Origin of the sequence: Rhizobium sp. BT-226 (assembly GCF_025847085.2) — a bacterium.
Classification (GTDB): domain Bacteria; phylum Pseudomonadota; class Alphaproteobacteria; order Rhizobiales; family Rhizobiaceae; genus Rhizobium; species Rhizobium sophorae.
This window is the reverse complement of sequence record NZ_JAOYTI010000003.1, coordinates 842134-858709: the sequence shown is the minus strand read 5'-3', so window position 1 is coordinate 858709 and position 16576 is coordinate 842134. Positions and strand designations below refer to the sequence as shown.

Sequence of the window (16576 nt, the reverse complement as noted above, 5' to 3'; positions counted from 1 at the left end):
AAGGTTGGCGGCGCCGCTAAAACAGAGTAGGAAAATGGCAGCGCTGCCAAACAACGTGGCAGCCACCACGACCCTCTTCGGATGACGTCCGCAGGGGTATGGATATTTTCTCACCAGACCGGAGAAACGCCCCATGACATCGCTTGCTGAAAATCCGGGCCGTGCCGTCATCGCGGCCGTCATTGGTCTTGGCTCCATGGGTTTGGGAATGGCGCAGTCGATGAAGCGCGCAGGTCTCGATGTCGTTGGGTATGACATCACGCCGGCGGCAGTGGACCGCTTCGTCGCCGAGGGCGGACGTGGCGCGACGACCCCTGCCGCTGCGGCAAAGGATGCCGACATCGTCGTCTCCGTGGTCGTCAACGGCGCGCAGACCGAGGCCGTGCTGTTCGGGCCTCAAGGCGTCGCAAATGCGATGAAGCCCGGTGCCGTCTTCATCTCGTCGGCCACCATGGATCCCGCCGTCGCGCGCGATCTGGCCGGGCGGGTGGAGGCTCTCGGCCTGCATTACCTCGACGCGCCGATTTCGGGCGGCGCGGCCAAGGCGGCGCGTGGCGAACTGACGGTCATGGCCTCCGGCTCCAGACAGGCCTTCGACACGGCACGCCCGGGTCTCGACGCCATGGCCGCAAAAGTCTACGAGCTTGGCGACGCGGCCGGCAAAGGTGCGGCCTTCAAAATGATCAACCAGCTTCTCGCCGGCGTGCACATCGCGGCCGCCTGTGAGGCCATAACGTTCGCCGCCAAGCAGGGCCTCGACCTCGACAAGATCTATGAGGTGATCACGGCTTCGGCCGGCAATTCGTGGATGTTCGAAAACCGTGTGCCGCATGTATTGGCGGGAGACTATACTCCGCTCAGCAGCATCGAGATTTTCGTCAAGGATCTCGGCATCGTTCAAGACATGGCCCGCTCCGAGCGTTACCCGGTGCCGCTCGCGGCAGCAGCCTTGCAGATGTATCTGGCCGCCTCCGGGGCGGGCATGGGCCGTGACGACGATTCCTCGCTGGCGCGGCTCTATGCCAAGCTTTCCGGCGCTGAATTGCCCAGTTCCACCAAAGAGCCGCAGAGCCTGTAAAAGGAACGCTAGACATGCCGGTTTTCGCCGCCAACCTGACGATGATGTTCAACGAATGGGCGTTCCTCGACCGCTTCGATGCCGCAGCCGATGCCGGCTTTGCCACCGTCGAATACCTCTTTCCCTATGAAGCCGCGCCGGAGGCAATCGCCGAACGGCTTGCCCGCAACAATCTGCAGCAGGCCCTGTTCAACCTGCCGCCGGGCGACTGGGCAGCAGGCGAGCGTGGCATCGCTGCCCTCCCTGGACGGTTCGATGCGCTGAAAGCGGATGTCGAGCGGGCACTGGACTATGCTGAAGCAACCGGCGTCAAACGGTTGCACTTGATGGCAGGCATCGCCGACCCTCAAGACGAAGACGCCTCCTCCACTTATCGGCGCTCCGTCACCTATGCCGCCGGGCGCCTTGCGGAAAAGGGCATCGATCTGCTGCTCGAGCCGATCAACGGGCGAAACATGCCAGGGTATTTCCTCAACGACTTCGGCGCCGCCGAGCGGCTGATCGCCGAATGCGGTCTGCCGAACCTGAAGCTGCAGTTCGACATCTACCACCGTCAGATCATCCATGGCGACGTCACTATGGCGTTACGACGTCTGCTGCCGATTACCGGCCATATCCAGATCGCCAGTGTGCCGTCCCGCAACGAGCCGGATGGGGAGGAGCTGAACTATCCCTATCTGTTCGGTGAAATCGACCGCCTAGCTTATGACGGTTTCGTCGGCTGCGAATACGTCCCGCGCGGCCACACACTGGACGGTCTTGGCTGGTTCAAACCTTTTGCACGGAGCTAGACGATGGCTATTTTGCTCGGATCAATCGCTGACGACTATACGGGCGCCTCGGACCTCGCCAACACCTTGACGAAGAACGGCCTGCGCACGGTGCAGACGGTCGGCATCCCTGATCCGTCGCTAGTCCTACCGGATGTCGACGCCGTCGTCGTTTCCCTGAAGATCCGCTCCGTCCCGGCCTCGGACGCCGTGACGGCGGCGGCGAGCGCCGAGCAATGGCTGCGCCAGCAGGGGGCCGGCCATGTGCTTTACAAGATTTGCTCGACCTTCGATTCCACCGATGCCGGCAATATCGGTCCGGTCATTGAGGCATTGAGCGATGCAGCAGGCGGCGGCATCGTACTGGTGACACCAGCCTTTCCGGAAACGGGACGCACCGTCTATCTCGGTCATCTCTTCGTCGGCGGACAGCCGCTGAACGAAAGCCCGCTCAAGGACCACCCCCTCAATCCAATGCATGACGCCAATCTCGTGCGGGTTCTCACCCGACAATCGCGCAACGCCGTCGGACTGATCGATCTCACGACCATCGCGGCCGGCCTCGGCGCCATCAAGGCGAGGCTCGATGCCCTGCGCACCGCGGGCTGCACTGCTGTTATCGCCGATGCCATTTTCGAACGGGATCTTGAAACGCTCGGCGAGGTCGCGTTGGAAACGCCGGTGTCCACCGGTGCGTCCGGCCTCGGCCTCGGCCTTGCCCGCGCGCTCGTCCGCTCCGGTCGGATTCCCTCCGGCAGCGCGCCGACGGCGGACGCCATTCGCCCCGTCGGCGGGCTTTCCGCGATCGTTGCCGGCAGTTGCTCCAAGGCGACGCTCCACCAGCTCGAGGTCGCCGAACGGTCGATGCCCGTCCTGCGGCTCGACCCGGAGCGGCTGCTTGCCGGTCCCGATGAGATCGCCGCGGCGATTTCCTGGGCCGGAGACCGCATCTCCGTCGGCCCCGTCGTCATCGCTGCGAGTGCGGCGCCTGAAACCGTGTCCCGGCTGCAATCACTATACGGACGAGAGGCTTCCGGCCATGCGATCGAAACCGCGACGTCGATCATCGCCACCGAACTGGTGGAGAGAGGCGTGCGGCGCCTGGTGGTCGCAGGCGGCGAAACCTCAGGCGCGGCCGTCGACCGGCTCGCCATTCCGGCATTTCTAATCGGCCCGGAGATTGCGCCCGGCGTACCGGTGCTGCGCACGGTCGGCAATGCGCAGGGCGACATGCTTCTGGCGTTGAAATCAGGAAACTTCGGAGGCGAGGATTTCTTTACGGCAGCGCTGGCGATGATGCACTGACAGGGCCTGCATCCGATGGATATCGATCGGTTCTAGCATAAGATGCGGTGGCCCATGACAGCAAAGCCATAAGATACTGCTTGAACCATGGCCTTCAGACGATCTGCCCGCCGGCGCTCCGGCAGACTGGCGGGCACGATATGAAGGACGCCCCCATGCAAGCAAGTCAGATCGAAATCGTCCCGTTCGGGCCTGACCATCTGGAAGCCGCCGTCGCGCTCTCAAGACAGGCGGGCTGGCCGCATCGGACGGAAGACTGGCAGCTGGCGCTCGCCTTGAGCGAAGGGATGGTTGCGGTCGAGGACGGCAGGGTCGTCGGCACCGTGCTCGTCACGCCCTACAAGAGAGATTGTGCGACCATCAACATGGTTATCGTCGACGAGACGATGCGCGGCAGGGGCCTCGGCCGCCAACTGATGGACGCCGCATTGCTGGCCGCGGGAGACCGGCCGCTGAGGCTGGTGGCGACGACGGCAGGTCTGCCGCTCTACCAAAAGCTTGGCTTCCACGAGACGGGAACCGTGCTGCAGCATCAGGGCCTCGCGGGAGAAATTGCCGCGCCGGCGGAAACGGAAGCCGCCACCGATGCCGACCTCGCTGGCATCGCGGAGCTTGACCGACTTGCCTTCGGCGCCGACCGCGAAGGGCTGCTCTCCTATCTCGCCAGGATCGGCGAATTCGCCGTCCTTCGCCGCGACGGCCACGTTTCCGGCTTCGCTTGCCTGCGTCCCTTCGGCCGCGGCGAAGTGATCGGACCCGTGGTGGCCGCCGACCTCGGCGAGGCCAGGAAACTCATTGAACATTTCATCGCCAGGCGGCCCGGACGGTTCCTCAGGGTCGATACCACGGCCGAGACCGGGCTTTCCCCATGGCTCACCGAACAGGGGCTCGCCCATGTCGGCGGCGGAATCACGATGAAAAAGCCGTTGGTTCGCCAAGCTGCCGACCCGGCCGTCACCACCTTTGCCCTCGCCAGCCAGGCACTCGGCTGATCCGGAGATCCCCATGTACAGCAATTCCCTCATCGAACTCGATCGCGCCCATCTCATCCATCCGGTCGCCTCCTACCGCGGCCATGAAAAGCTCGGCGTGCGCGTGCTGGCCTCGGCCAAGGGCGCGACGGTCACCGACGCCTCCGGCAAGCAGCTGATCGACGGCTTCGCCGGTCTCTGGTGCGTCAATGCCGGTTACGGCCACGAGAGCATCGTCGAGGCAGCGGCTCGGCAGATGCGCGAGCTTCCCTATGCGACAGCCTATTTCGGCCTAGGCTCCGAGCCCGCGATCCGGCTTGCAAGCGAACTCGCCGACCGCGCACCGGGCGATCTCAACCACGTCTATTTCACGCTCGGCGGCTCGGATGCGGTGGACAGCACAGTCCGCTTCATCCGCTACTATTGGAATGCCCGTAGGCAGCCTCAGCGCGATCAGTTCATCTCGGTGGAACAGGGCTATCATGGCTCCTCGACGGTTGGAGCGGGTTTGACCGCGCTGCCTGCCTTCCATGCAGGCTTCGGTCTTCCCTTCGATTGGCAGCATAAGATTCCGTCTCACTACGCCTATCGCAACCCGGTTGGCGACAATCCGCAGGCGATCATCGACGCCTCGCTTGCGGCGCTGAAAAGCAAGGTCGAGGCGATCGGGCCGGAGCGCGTCGCCGCTTTCTACGTCGAGCCGATCCAGGGCTCGGGCGGCGTTCTGGTGCCGCCGAAAGGCTGGATGAAAGCCATGCGCGAATTCTGCCGCGCGCACGACATCCTTTTCGTCGCGGACGAAGTGATCACCGGCTTTGGCCGCACCGGTCCGCTTTTTGCCTGCACCGAGGATGAGGTCGTGCCCGACTTCATGACGACCGCCAAGGGCCTCACCTCCGGCTACGTCCCCATGGGCGCCGTCTTGATGGCCGATCACGTCTATGAAACGATTGCCGAGGGCGCGGGTGCTGCTGCCGTCGGCCATGGCTATACCTATTCGGCCCATCCGGTCAGCGCCGCGGTCGGTCTCGAAGTCCTGAAGCTTTATGAAAACGGCCTTCTCGAAAACGGCGTCAGGGCCGGTGCACGGCTGATGCAGGGCCTGGAATCGCTGAGGGATCACCCGCTCGTCGGCGATGTCCGTGGCCGCGGCATGCTCGCCGCCGTGGAACTGGTGGTCGACAAGGTGAACAAGACGCCTTTGCCAACGTCCGCCGAACCCGCCCGCCGCATCTTCGATCGCGCCTGGGAGAACGGCCTCGTCATCCGCGCCTTCGGCAATGGTGCAATTGGCTATGCTCCGCCGCTTTGCTGCACAGAAACGGAGATTGACGCGATCGTCGAGCGCACCCGCATCACGCTGGACGAGACGCTGGAGGACCCGGATGTGCGTCGGGCGCTGCAGTCCTGAGAATATCGCGAAACGGCCAGATTCGGTATTTTGTGCCGCGTCGTGATGCCTATTCGGCGAATCCGGCGCAGTGCAGGTGACAAACTGAAGTCAACGAAAAGGCCTGGATCCCGGCAATGCGGGCCTTCCATACAAGAGCGGGACACTGATCCCGCCAGCGGAACAGAATTTTCTTCTTCGAGAAGCCGAGCTCCCATCGGAGCCGAACACTGGGGAATTCACGTGAGCAAGAGCCTTTCGGAATTCAAATACATGACCTTCGATGTCGTCGGCACGCTCATCGACTTCGAAGGCGGTCTCAAGACCTGCCTCGCCGAGATCGCGGCCGAGGCAGGGACTGAAATCGACGGCGAGCAGGCGCTTGGCCTCTACCGCGCAGCCCGCTACTCCAAGGATGCCGACCTCTTTCCCGACGATCTCGTGCGCGTTTATCTCGCGATCGCGCCGAAGCTCGGCCTGCCCACTGACCAAGAATATGGCCAACGGTTGCGGGATTCGGCCAAGAGCTGGAAGGGTTTTGCAGACAGCGCCGCAGCGCTGGCCAGTCTTGCGAAGAATTACCGCCTCGTGGCGATGACCAATGCCCGCCGTTGGGCATTCGATTTCTTCGAGAAGGAACTCGGCAATCCCTTTTATGCAGCCTTCACCGCGGATGATACGGGGACCGAGAAACCCGATCCCGCATTCTTCGAGACGGTATTCGACTACGTCGCCGCCGCAGGATATTCGAAGGACGACATCCTACATGTCGCCCAGAGCCAGTACCACGATATCGGGATTTCCAGGAAACTCGGGCTGTCCAATTGCTGGATTGAGCGGCGCCATGCCGAGAAGGGTTACGGCGGCACGATCGAACCGGCCGAGTTCACCAAACCCGATTACCATTTCACCTCCATGGCAGGCCTTGCCGATGCCGTGGCCGCCGCGCGCGCCTGACTTTGAAAGCAGATCGGGCCTGCCCGCAACGGGCAGCCCCCCACAGAAGAAAAGGGGAATGAGATGAACGACAAGATCACCAATTGGACCAGATCCGACGACGCCATGGTCGAAACCGCCATCCGTCGTGGCGCCACCCGTCGTGAATTGCTGCATATGATGCTTGCGGGCGGCGTGGCGCTGTCTGCCAGCGGGCTCGTGCTTGGCCGCGCCGGCAAGGCGCTCGCTGCTACGCCCGTTTCCGGCGGCGCGCTCAAGGCGGCCGGCTGGTCGTCTTCCACAGCCGATACGCTCGACCCTGCCAAGGCGTCGCTCTCCACCGACTATGTCCGGTGCTGCTCTTTCTATAACCGCCTGACCTTCCTCGACAAATCAGGCACGCCGCAGATGGAGCTTGCCGAAACGATCGAATCCAAGGATGCGAAGACCTGGACGGTCAAGCTGAAGAACGGCGTTACCTTCCACGACGGCAAGCCGCTGACTGCCGATGACGTGGTCTTCTCGCTGAAGCGCCATCTCGACCCCTCTGTCGGCTCGAAGGTCGCCAAGATCGCCGCCCAGATGACCGGCTTCAAGGCGGTCGACAAACAGACCGTCGAGATCACACTCGCCAATGCGAACGCCGACTTGCCGACCATCCTGTCGATGCATCACTTCATGATCGTCGCCGACGGCACCACCGACTTCACCAAAGCCAACGGCACCGGCGCTTTCGTCAAGGAAGTCTTCGAGCCGGGCGTTCGCTCGGTCGGGATCAAGAACAAGAATTACTGGAAATCCGGCCCGAACGTCGATTCCTTCGAGTATTTCGCGATCAGCGACGACAATGCCCGTGTCAACGCACTGCTTGCTGGCGACATCCATCTCGCAGCCACGATCAATCCCCGCTCTATGCGCCTCGTCGAGGCCCAGGGCGACGGCTTCACCTTGTCTAAGACGACGTCCGGCAACTATACCAATCTCAACATGCGACTGGATATGGAGCCCGGCAACAAGCGGGACTTCATCGAGGGCATGAAGTATCTCGTCAACCGCGAACAGATCGTCAAATCGGCGCTGCGCGGACTCGGCGAGGTCGGCAACGACCAACCCGTTTCGCCGGCGAACTTCTATCATGACGCAGAGCTGAAAGCGCGAGCCTTTGATCCTGAGAAGGCGAAGTTCCACTTCGACAAGGCCGGCGTGCTTGGCCAATCCATCCCGATCATCGCTTCCGATGCGGCGAGCTCGTCGATCGACATGGCCATGATCATCCAGGCGGCCGGCGCCGAAATCGGCATGAAGCTCGATGTCCAGCGAGTGCCATCTGATGGTTACTGGGACAATTACTGGCTGAAGGCGCCGATCCACTTCGGCAACATCAACCCGCGGCCGACCCCCGATATCCTCTTCTCCCTGCTCTACACCTCGGACGCTCCGTGGAACGAAAGCCACTACAAGTCGGAGAAGTTCGACAAGATGCTGATCGAGGCGCGCGGCTCTCTCGATCAAGACAAGCGCAAGGCGATCTATAACGAGATGCAGGGCATGGTCGCCCAGGAAGCCGGCACTATCATTCCGGCCTATATCTCGAACGTCGATGCGACGACCGCCAAGCTCAAGGGCCTGGAAGCCAACCCGCTCGGCGGCCAGATGGGATACGCTTTTGCGGAGTATGTCTGGCTTGAAGCCTGATTAGGCAGGAGACTGGGGCTGCAGCCGCGCCCCAGTTCCTCCATCTGCATTGATGGAACTTAACTCGAACGCAAAGGGAAGACGCCCGTGAACCGCCAGGTCTTATCCCTTGTACTGAGCAGATTGTTCGTCGCCGTGATCACCCTGGTGATCGTCTCGTTTGCCGTCTTCTTTGCGACAACGCTGTTGCCTGGAGATACGGCGACGATCCTGCTCGGCCAAGCCGCCACGCCGGAAGCCGTCGAAGGCCTGCGCAAGGCCATGCATCTCGACGAACCGGCGCTCTTTCGTTTCCTGCGCTGGTTAGTCGGGCTGCTCCAAGGCGACCTCGGCACGTCCTATGCCAACGAAATGCCGATCGCCGCTCTCATCGCCGGCCGCTTCGTCAACACGCTGAAACTTGCCGGCGTCACCGCGCTTTTCTCCGTACCGATCGCGCTGACGCTCGGGATCACTGCGGCAATGCTGCGCGGCACGCTTTACGACCGGATCGTCACCGTGATCACCATCGGCGTCATCTCCGTGCCGGAGTTCATGGTCGCGACCTCCGCGGCGCTCATCTTCGCCGTCTATCTGAAATGGCTGCCGGCGCTGTCCTTCGCCAATGAAGTCCACAGTCTGGCCGACCTGTTGCGTGTCTATGCCATGCCGGTGATCACCCTCACCTTCGTCGTCTCGGCCCAGATGATCCGCATGACGCGCGCGGCTGTCATCGAGACGCTCAACACACCTTATGTTGAAATGGCATTGCTCAAGGGCGCCTCCCGGCCGCGCATCGTCTTTCGCCATGCGCTGCCCAATGCGCTGGGTCCGATCGTCAATGCCGTCGCGCTTTCGCTGTCCTATCTTCTCGGAGGCGTCATCATCGTCGAGACCATTTTCAACTATCCCGGTATCGCCAAGCTGATGCTGGATGCCGTCGCCACCCGCGATCTGCCGCTAATCCAGAGCTGCGCGATGATCTTCTGCCTGGGCTACCTGCTGCTGATCACCATCGCGGATATCATCGCCATCCTTTCCAATCCGAGGCTCCGATGACCATGACCAGTTCCGAAACCACCTCCGGCCGGCTGTCCGGAACCCGGTTTGGCTATCGCTTCAACATCGTCGGCGCGATCGGCTCCACCGTCATCTTCTTATGGGCGCTCGTCGCAATCTTCGCCCCATGGATTATTCCCTACCCCGTCGGCGAGATTATCGATCTCGACTATTTCGGCCCGATGAGCCGGGAGCTCTGGCTCGGCTCCGATTATCTCGGCCGCGACATGCTCTCGCGGATTCTGATGGGGGCGCGCTACACGGTCGGCATCTCGCTGGCGGCGGTAACGATCGCATGCTTCAGCGGCGTCGTGCTCGGCATGATCGCAGCGGTGGCCGGCGGCTGGCTGGACACGATCCTCAGCCGCTTCCTCGACGCCCTCAACTCCATCCCGAGCAAACTGTTCGGCCTGGTGGTCGTCGCTGCCGTCGGCTCCTCGGTCCCGGTGCTGATCATGACGCTGTCGGTGATCTACATCCCCGGCGCTTACCGTTTCGCCCGGGCGCTCGCCGTCAACATCAATGCGATGGATTTCATCACGGTCGCGCGCATCCGCGGGGAAAGCACTCTCTATCTTATTCGCTCGGAAATCCTGCCCAACATCGTCGGACCGGTGCTTGCCGATCTCGGCATCCGCTTCGTCTTCATCGTTCTGCTGCTCTCCGGGCTTTCCTTCCTCGGCCTTGGCGTCCAGCCGCCCTATGCCGATTGGGGTGCGCTCGTGCGCGAGAACATCGGCGGCCTGCCATTCGGTGCGCCGGCGGTAATGTTTCCCTCGTTTGCCATCGCCAGCCTCACGATCAGCGTCAACCTGCTGATCGACAACCTGCCGCAGAAAATCCGCGACCGGAGTGTGTCATGAGCAATCTCATCGAAATCCGTGACCTGAAGGTCGAGGCCACCACCGATTCCGGCCGTCGTGTCGAAATCATCAAGGGTGTCAGCCTCGATGTTGCCGAGGGCGAGATCGTCGCGCTGATCGGCGAGAGCGGCTCGGGCAAGACTACCATCGCCCTGACCCTGATGGGCCACACGCGTGCGGGCTGTCGTATCTCCGGCGGCAGCGTTTTGGTCGGCGGTAAGGACATGGTCACGCTGAGCGAAAAGCAGCGCGCCAAGGTGCGCGGCACCGAAGTCGCCTATGTCCCGCAATCGGCCGCCGCCGCCTTCAACCCGGCCACATCGATCATGGATCAGGTGATCGAAGTCACGCGTATCCATCACCTGATGTCGCCGGACGACGCGCGTGCTCGGGCAGTCGAGCTCTTCCGGGCGCTGTCGCTGCCGAACCCCGAGACGATCGGCAGCCGTTATCCGCACCAGGTTTCCGGCGGCCAGCTGCAGCGTCTGGCGGCCGCCATGGCGCTGATCGGCGACCCGACCCTCGTCATCTTCGACGAGCCGACGACGGCGCTCGACGTCACGACCCAGATCGAAGTGCTGCGTGCTTTCAAGTCGGTCATGAAGAAGGGCGGCATAGCAGGTGTTTATGTCTCGCACGACCTTGCCGTCGTCGCCCAGATCGCCGACCGTATCGTTGTCTTGAAAGGCGGAGAGACCCAGGAAACGGGCACCACCGAAGATATCCTCAACAACGCCAAGCACCCCTATACCAGGGAGCTGCTTGCAGCCTTCGAGCCGAAACTGCGCGCAGCAGCAGCCCCTGTCGAGAAAGCGGCGGCTCCACTTCTGAAGATCGAAGATCTCGTCGCTGGCTATGGACAGCGCCAGGCTGACGGGCTGCCGCTCGTTCGCGCGGTCGAGCACGTGAGCTTGAAGGTGGAAAAAGGCCGCAATCTCGGCATCATCGGCGAATCCGGTTGCGGCAAGTCGACACTCGCCCGTACCATCGCCGGCATCCTGCCGGCCGCGATCGGCAAGATCACCTTCGACGGCACGGAACTGCATCGCAACGCGCGCAAGCGTTCACGTGATGAGTTGCGCGAGATGCAGATCGTCTTCCAATATGCCGATACCGCACTCAATCCCGCAAAATCGGTCGAGGACATACTCGACAGACCTTTGGTGTTTTACCACGCTATGGATAGAAAAGCGCGGAACGCCCGGATCGATCAACTGCTCGATATGGTACGCCTGCCCCGCAACCTGCGGCATCGCCGGCCGGGCGAACTCTCGGGCGGCCAGAAGCAGCGTGTCAACTTCGCCAGGGCGCTCGCCGCCGATCCGAAGCTGATCCTCTGCGACGAAATTACCTCGGCGCTCGACACCGTGGTTGCCGCCGCCGTCATCGACCTGCTCAAGGAATTGCAGCGGGAACTCGGCCTCTCCTACATCTTCATCAGCCACGACCTCTCAGTGGTGGAGGCGATCTGCGACGAGATCGTCGTGATGTATGGAGGCAGGAAGGTCGAGGAAATCACCTCCTCAACAGTGAGGGCGCCGCAACACCCCTATTCGCAACTGCTCTTCTCATCGGTGCCGACACTCGATCCGGCCTGGCTCGACGGGCTCCAGCAGGATCCGGAACTGGTGCGGGCTTATTGCCGGCACTGAGCGCCGATTCAAGGCGTTGCCGCGCTGCCCTCCTCGGAGCCAAAAGCGAGATACTTGCCGGACTCAGCGCGCACCCGGTCAGGTCATGCTGAAAAGGCTAGGCTTCACGGCAAGAGATCTGCAAGTGGCGGCGATCATGGCTTTGGAAAGACGGCCCGAAATTCTGTCGCAAGTCCTTCCAACCAGTATGAGACTCTTAATTATGGGGAGAACAACCTGCGACAGAGATAATCGGCCTCTCAATTGGGTCGAGGAGATGCAGTTGGGTAAGGTCGATTTGACCCCCGGACAGAGTGCGTTGGGACATTCGGCCACAGGGGCGGATGAAAGAACATCCAGCCGTGATATCAGGAGCGGCCCCGGTGCGGTCCTTCTCGCCAACTAATGCGGAAACAAGGTGGTTAGCGGCATGTGGGCTTTGATGATTGGCGATTTCAGCACGACGAAGCTGAAATATTTGTCGATGCCGACGTCCATATCGGTGAGGCGCTCCATGATCGTCTGGTATTCGTCGATCCCGGCGGTGACGAACTTCAGCAGATAATCGTAGCCGCCGGAGACCAGATGGCATTCGATCACCTGGTCGACCTTCTCGATCGCCGCCAGGAAGCGGGCGAAGTCGATTTGCCGGTGGTTCTTCAGGGTGATCTCGGTGAAGACAGTCAGCGTCTGCCCCAGCTTGCTGACGTTGATCTGGGCCGAATAGCCTTCGATGTAGCCTTCGGACTGCAGCTTCTTTACCCGCATCAGGCAGGGGCTCGGCGACAGATTGACCAGTTCGGCGAGTTCCACATTGGTGACTCGGCCATTCTTCTGCAGTTCGTAAAGGATTTTTACGTCGATCCGGTCGAGTTTCATCTCACACGCCCTCACTTGCTGGAGATCGCCAATGACGCAGCAGATTATGCTGCTTGTTCCCGACACCAACCTTAGCACATGACGTTGGCCTGTCGATCGCGTTGCGAGACAGGCCGAAGCACAAACGGCTACTGGCATCCTCCCCACACGGAATCTTCTGCTGCCACGAACCGATCTCCGGCAAAGCCGTGGCGTCGGATCCGCTACACTAGCGTTAAAACGGAGACTCTCCCATGCCTGCACCGCTCAATCGCGTCGACACCACGCCGGAACTGCCTTCCACCGCTGATGCCGTGGTCATCGGCGGCGGCATCGTCGGGGTTTTTGCGGCCTACTATCTCACCCGGCGCGGATTGAAGGTCGCCCTCGTCGAGAAGGGCCTGATCGGCGCCGAGCAATCGAGCCGCAACTGGGGCTGGTGCCGACAGCAGAACCGCGACGCCCGCGAACTGCCGATGTCGACCAAGAGCCTCGATCTGTGGGAGCGCTTCGCCACTGAGACCGGCGAGGATACCGGCTTCCGTCGCTGCGGCCTCTTCTATCTCAGCAATAGCGAGGAGGAACTGTCCGGCTGGGCACGCTGGCGCGATTTCGCCCGCTCGGTCGGCGTCACGACGCATATGCTGAGCAGCGAAGAGGCAACCGAACGCGGGCGTGCCACCGGCACCTCATGGAAAGGCGGGGTGTTTTCGCCGACCGACGGCACCGCCGATCCGGCAAGCGCTGCGCCGGCCGTCGCGCGTGCGATCCTGAAGCTCGGCGGAACGGTGCATCAATCCTGTGCGGCCCGCGGCCTTGACGTCGAAGGCGGAAGGCTCTCCGGCGTCGTCACCGAGCATGGCACGATCCGCACGAAAATCGCCATCCTCGCCGGCGGCGCCTGGGCCTCCTCCTTCTGCCGCCAACTCGGCATTCGATTTCCGCAAGCCTCGATCCGCTCGTCAATCCTCTCGGTTTCCGCGGGGGCCGAGGGCCTGCCGGATGCATTGCATACATCCGCAGTGTCGGTGACGCGACGTCGCGATGGCGGCTACACGCTGGCGATCAGCGGCCGCGGCCGCGTCGATCCGACGCCGCAGCAGCTTCGCTTCGCGCGGCAGTTCCTGCCGATGTTTGCCCGGCGCTGGCGCAGTCTCGCACCCGGCGGGTTGGAAGGTTTTCGCTCAGGGCATGAATCTCTGGCACGCTGGCGGCTCGACAGGCCGACACCGATGGAGCGCATGCGCATCCTCGACCCGGCGGTAAACGAGGCCACCATTGCCCTCACGCATTCGCGGGCGCTCGAACTTCTTCCCGCGTTGAAAAAAACCGATATCAGCGCGGCCTGGGCAGGGTACATCGACAGCACACCTGACGGGGTGCCCGGGATCGGCGAAATCCCTACCCTCCCGGGTTTCATCGTCGCTGCCGGCTTCAGTGGACACGGCTTCGGCATCGGGCCGGGCGCCGGCCATTTGATCGCCGATATCGTCACGGGCGATGAGCCGATCGTTGATCCCAGGCCATACCATCCCGAGCGCTTCGGGACATCCGCCTGGGGCAAAGTGGCTGATTTCTAGGGAGCAGTCGGCATTTGCGCGATGTCGGCAACGCGGATCGGCACGGCTTGGTGTCACAGGAGCTGATGCATCACGCTTCGATTGCCACGATAACGAAAAACCGGCGGTCAAGGGAAGGTTGATCGCTTCGGTTCCTCACCGGGATCATTGGCAATCAAGGCGTGCAATGCTGCCGCCACAGGTGTGCCGAGGACGGCGAGATCGCGTACTGTGCTCATGTGATTGCCGTCTGCGACCTGCGATGCCCGCACGTCGAGCCCCTGGGCGGCAAGAATGTCCCTGAAAGCATTCGCCTGGATTTTGAATGGACCGGTTTCCCGTTCGCCGGTCATGATATCGACACGCGTTGCAGGATCGTGCTGGTGACGCATGGGCGTAAACCGTCGCACCTCCTCGTCGCTCAATGCAATTTCGTCGCGCAGGAAAGACCTCTGCAGGGGTTCGAGATCGTATAACCCGCCAAGCAGGAAAGCAGCGACGACGCCCGAAGGCGCTGGCGAGCGATGGAAGAGAAAGGTTGCAAGATGTGCACCGGCGGAGTGGCCGCTGACGGAGAACCGCTTTGACGTGGCGCCAAAACGATCGGCATGCGCCAGCAGGAATGCCTTGGCTTTCAGGACCTGATCAATCAGGACGTCCATTCTCACCGTGGGCATCAAGGAGTAATCGACGATAGCTGCGACCGCGCCGGCGCCGGTAATGGTCTCGGCGACGCAGGAATAGTCCTCCTTGGAAAACATCCGCCAATAGCCGCCATGGATGAACATGTGGATCGGCAAGTCCGAGCCGGCGCTATCTGGCAGGAAGATGTCGAGCGTCTCGCCCGGTTCGGTCCCGTAGGCGATGTTGGCCTCCATGGCGACAGTGCGCCGCGTCGCAAGGCTGCGAGCACGGATATCGCCAACGATCGCGTCGAAATCTGCGACATGGTCACGAATGCGGAACGGATCGGCGGCCACAAGTTCCTCCCTCAGAAACTTGTCGCAATGTACTTGGCTTCCATGAACTCCGCGATACCGTGATGCTGCCCTCCTTCACGTCCAAGGCCGCTCTGTTTCACACCGCCAAAGGGGGCCGCGGGATCGGAGACCAGTCCACGATTGAGCGCGATCATTCCAGCCTCGACCTTGGAGGCGACCCGCATGCCGCGGCCAATGTCGCGGGTATAGATGTAGGCGGCGAGGCCATATTCCGTATCGTTGGCGGCAGCGATGACCTCGGCCTCGGTCTCGAAACGATAGAGCGGCGCGACGGGACCGAAAATCTCCTCGCAGCCCATGTCGGAGTCCCGGGAAACATCGACAAGCACCGTCGGCGGATAAAAAAATCCGCGCCCTGCCAACGTTCGTCCGCCGCAGAGCGCGCGCGCGCCGCGCGAAATGGCGTCAGCAACCAGGCGCTCGATCTTCTCCACCGCCTTGCGCGTGATCATCGGACCGCACTCGGTATCCGGATCCACACCCGGGCCGACCCTGAGGGCGGCCATGAGTCGGGTGAATTTTTCCGCGAAGGCATCGTGAATACCGGACTGGACGTAAATGCGGTTTGCAGCCGTGCAGGCCTCACCCGCATTGCGCATTTTCGCGACCATCAGACCCTCGATCGCCGCGTCGATGTCCGCATCGTCGAAAACGATGAATGGCGCGTTGCCGCCGAGTTCCATGGAACAGGAGATGACATTTTTCGACGCTTCCGCCAGAAGCGTGCGGCCGACGCCCGTCGAGCCGGTGAAGGAAAGTTTTCGCACGCGCGGGTCGCCCAGCATCGCGGCGATGACGGGGCCTGGCGTCGATGTTGTCATCACGTTCACGACACCCGGCGGCACGCCCGCTTCCTCGTAGAGAGCCGCAAGCGCGTAGGCCGTCAGCGGCGTCTCGCTCGCCGGCTTCAGGATGACGGTGCAGCCCGCGGCAAGGGCAGGCGCGATCTTGCGGGTCGCCATCGCGGCCGGGAAATTCCACGGTGTGATGAGAACGCAGATGCCGATAGGCTGGTAATCGACCACGATCCGGTTTCCGCCGGCCGGGGCAAGGCCGAACTCACCAGAGATGCGCACCGCCTCCTCGGCATTCCACCGAAAGAACTCCGCCGCATAGGCCACCTCGCCGCGCGCGTCGCGCAACGCCTTGCCGTTCTCGAGCGAAATGAGCCTGGCAAGCGTTTCGGAGCGCTCCACCATAAGTTCGAAGCAGCGGCGCAGGATCTCGGAACGCTTTCTCGGCGGAGTCTCGCGCCAGCTTTCCGCAACGCTTGCGGCAGCCTCCACGGCCGCTGCCGCATCCGCAAGGGTCGCATCCGGCACGGCGGCAACGACCGCCTCGGTCGAGGGGTCGATCACCTCGATCCGACCCTCGCCCGCCGCAGGCCGCCAGGCGCCGCCAATATAGAGGCCGCGGGAGAACGAGTTAAGCCCGAAGCGATCGTGGTCTGGTTGCGAAGAATGCTGGTTGACGTTCATGAT

Annotated in this window: 14 protein-coding genes; 11 read left to right on the top strand and 3 right to left on the bottom strand. The window is 62.4% G+C overall.

Annotated elements, in window-relative coordinates:
• Positions 1-133 precede the first annotated feature (133 nt).
• The 10 genes from ltnD (at position 134) to OIU37_RS23545 (ending at position 11698) form a co-directional block, all read left to right on the top strand.
• The gene (ltnD, locus tag OIU37_RS23590; RefSeq protein WP_264258801.1) at positions 134-1078 is read left to right on the top strand and encodes an L-threonate dehydrogenase; all 945 of its coding nucleotides are present in this window, start codon (positions 134-136) and stop codon (positions 1076-1078) included.
• 14 nt (positions 1079-1092) lie between these two features.
• Complete coding sequence (gene otnI / locus OIU37_RS23585) at positions 1093-1869, top strand: 2-oxo-tetronate isomerase (RefSeq protein ID WP_171603724.1); 777 nt, start codon at positions 1093-1095, stop codon at positions 1867-1869.
• 3 nt (positions 1870-1872) lie between these two features.
• Positions 1873-3153 carry a 3-oxo-tetronate kinase gene (otnK, locus tag OIU37_RS23580; RefSeq protein WP_264258800.1) on the top strand — a complete coding sequence of 427 codons (1281 nt, stop codon included), beginning with the start codon at positions 1873-1875 and terminating at the stop codon, positions 3151-3153.
• Positions 3154-3308: 155 nt separating this feature from the next.
• On the top strand, positions 3309-4145 hold the full coding sequence (locus OIU37_RS23575) for a GNAT family N-acetyltransferase (protein WP_264258799.1): 837 nt from the start codon (positions 3309-3311) through the stop codon (positions 4143-4145).
• A 13-nt stretch (positions 4146-4158) separates the two neighbouring features.
• The gene (locus OIU37_RS23570; RefSeq protein WP_264258798.1) at positions 4159-5535 is read left to right on the top strand and encodes an aspartate aminotransferase family protein; all 1377 of its coding nucleotides are present in this window, start codon (positions 4159-4161) and stop codon (positions 5533-5535) included.
• 222 nt (positions 5536-5757) lie between these two features.
• Positions 5758-6471: an HAD-IA family hydrolase gene (locus OIU37_RS23565; protein ID WP_264258797.1), complete on the top strand. Its 714-nt coding sequence runs from the start codon at positions 5758-5760 to the stop codon at positions 6469-6471.
• Between the two features lie 63 nt (positions 6472-6534).
• Entirely contained in the window at positions 6535-8145 is a 1611-nt protein-coding gene (locus tag OIU37_RS23560; RefSeq protein ID WP_264258796.1) for an ABC transporter substrate-binding protein, read from the top strand.
• Positions 8146-8232: 87 nt separating this feature from the next.
• Positions 8233-9183, top strand: a complete 951-nt coding sequence (locus OIU37_RS23555) for an ABC transporter permease (protein WP_065283213.1) — start codon at positions 8233-8235, stop codon at positions 9181-9183.
• Positions 9180-10046, top strand: coding sequence for an ABC transporter permease (locus OIU37_RS23550; protein ID WP_264258795.1), 867 nt, complete (start codon positions 9180-9182; stop codon positions 10044-10046). The genes OIU37_RS23555 and OIU37_RS23550 overlap by 4 nt, the downstream gene beginning before the upstream one ends.
• Positions 10043-11698: an ABC transporter ATP-binding protein gene (locus OIU37_RS23545; protein WP_168308380.1), complete on the top strand. Its 1656-nt coding sequence runs from the start codon at positions 10043-10045 to the stop codon at positions 11696-11698. The genes OIU37_RS23550 and OIU37_RS23545 overlap by 4 nt, the downstream gene beginning before the upstream one ends.
• Before the next feature lie 381 nt (positions 11699-12079).
• Here the strand turns inward: OIU37_RS23545 and OIU37_RS23540 are convergent, their stop codons facing one another.
• Complete coding sequence (locus OIU37_RS23540) at positions 12080-12556, bottom strand: Lrp/AsnC family transcriptional regulator (RefSeq protein WP_003549758.1); 477 nt, start codon at positions 12554-12556, stop codon at positions 12080-12082.
• Between the two features lie 233 nt (positions 12557-12789).
• Here OIU37_RS23540 and OIU37_RS23535 point away from each other — a divergent pair, with 233 nt between their 5' ends.
• Complete coding sequence (locus OIU37_RS23535; protein WP_180696115.1) at positions 12790-14115, top strand: FAD-binding oxidoreductase; 1326 nt, start codon at positions 12790-12792, stop codon at positions 14113-14115.
• A gap of 107 nt (positions 14116-14222) precedes the next feature.
• Here the strand turns inward: OIU37_RS23535 and OIU37_RS23530 are convergent, their stop codons facing one another.
• Complete coding sequence (locus OIU37_RS23530; protein ID WP_171603717.1) at positions 14223-15074, bottom strand: alpha/beta hydrolase; 852 nt, start codon at positions 15072-15074, stop codon at positions 14223-14225.
• Between the two features lie 11 nt (positions 15075-15085).
• The gene (locus OIU37_RS23525) at positions 15086-16573 is read right to left on the bottom strand and encodes an NAD-dependent succinate-semialdehyde dehydrogenase (protein ID WP_171603716.1); all 1488 of its coding nucleotides are present in this window, start codon (positions 16571-16573) and stop codon (positions 15086-15088) included.
• Between the last annotated feature and the right edge of the window lie 3 nt (positions 16574-16576).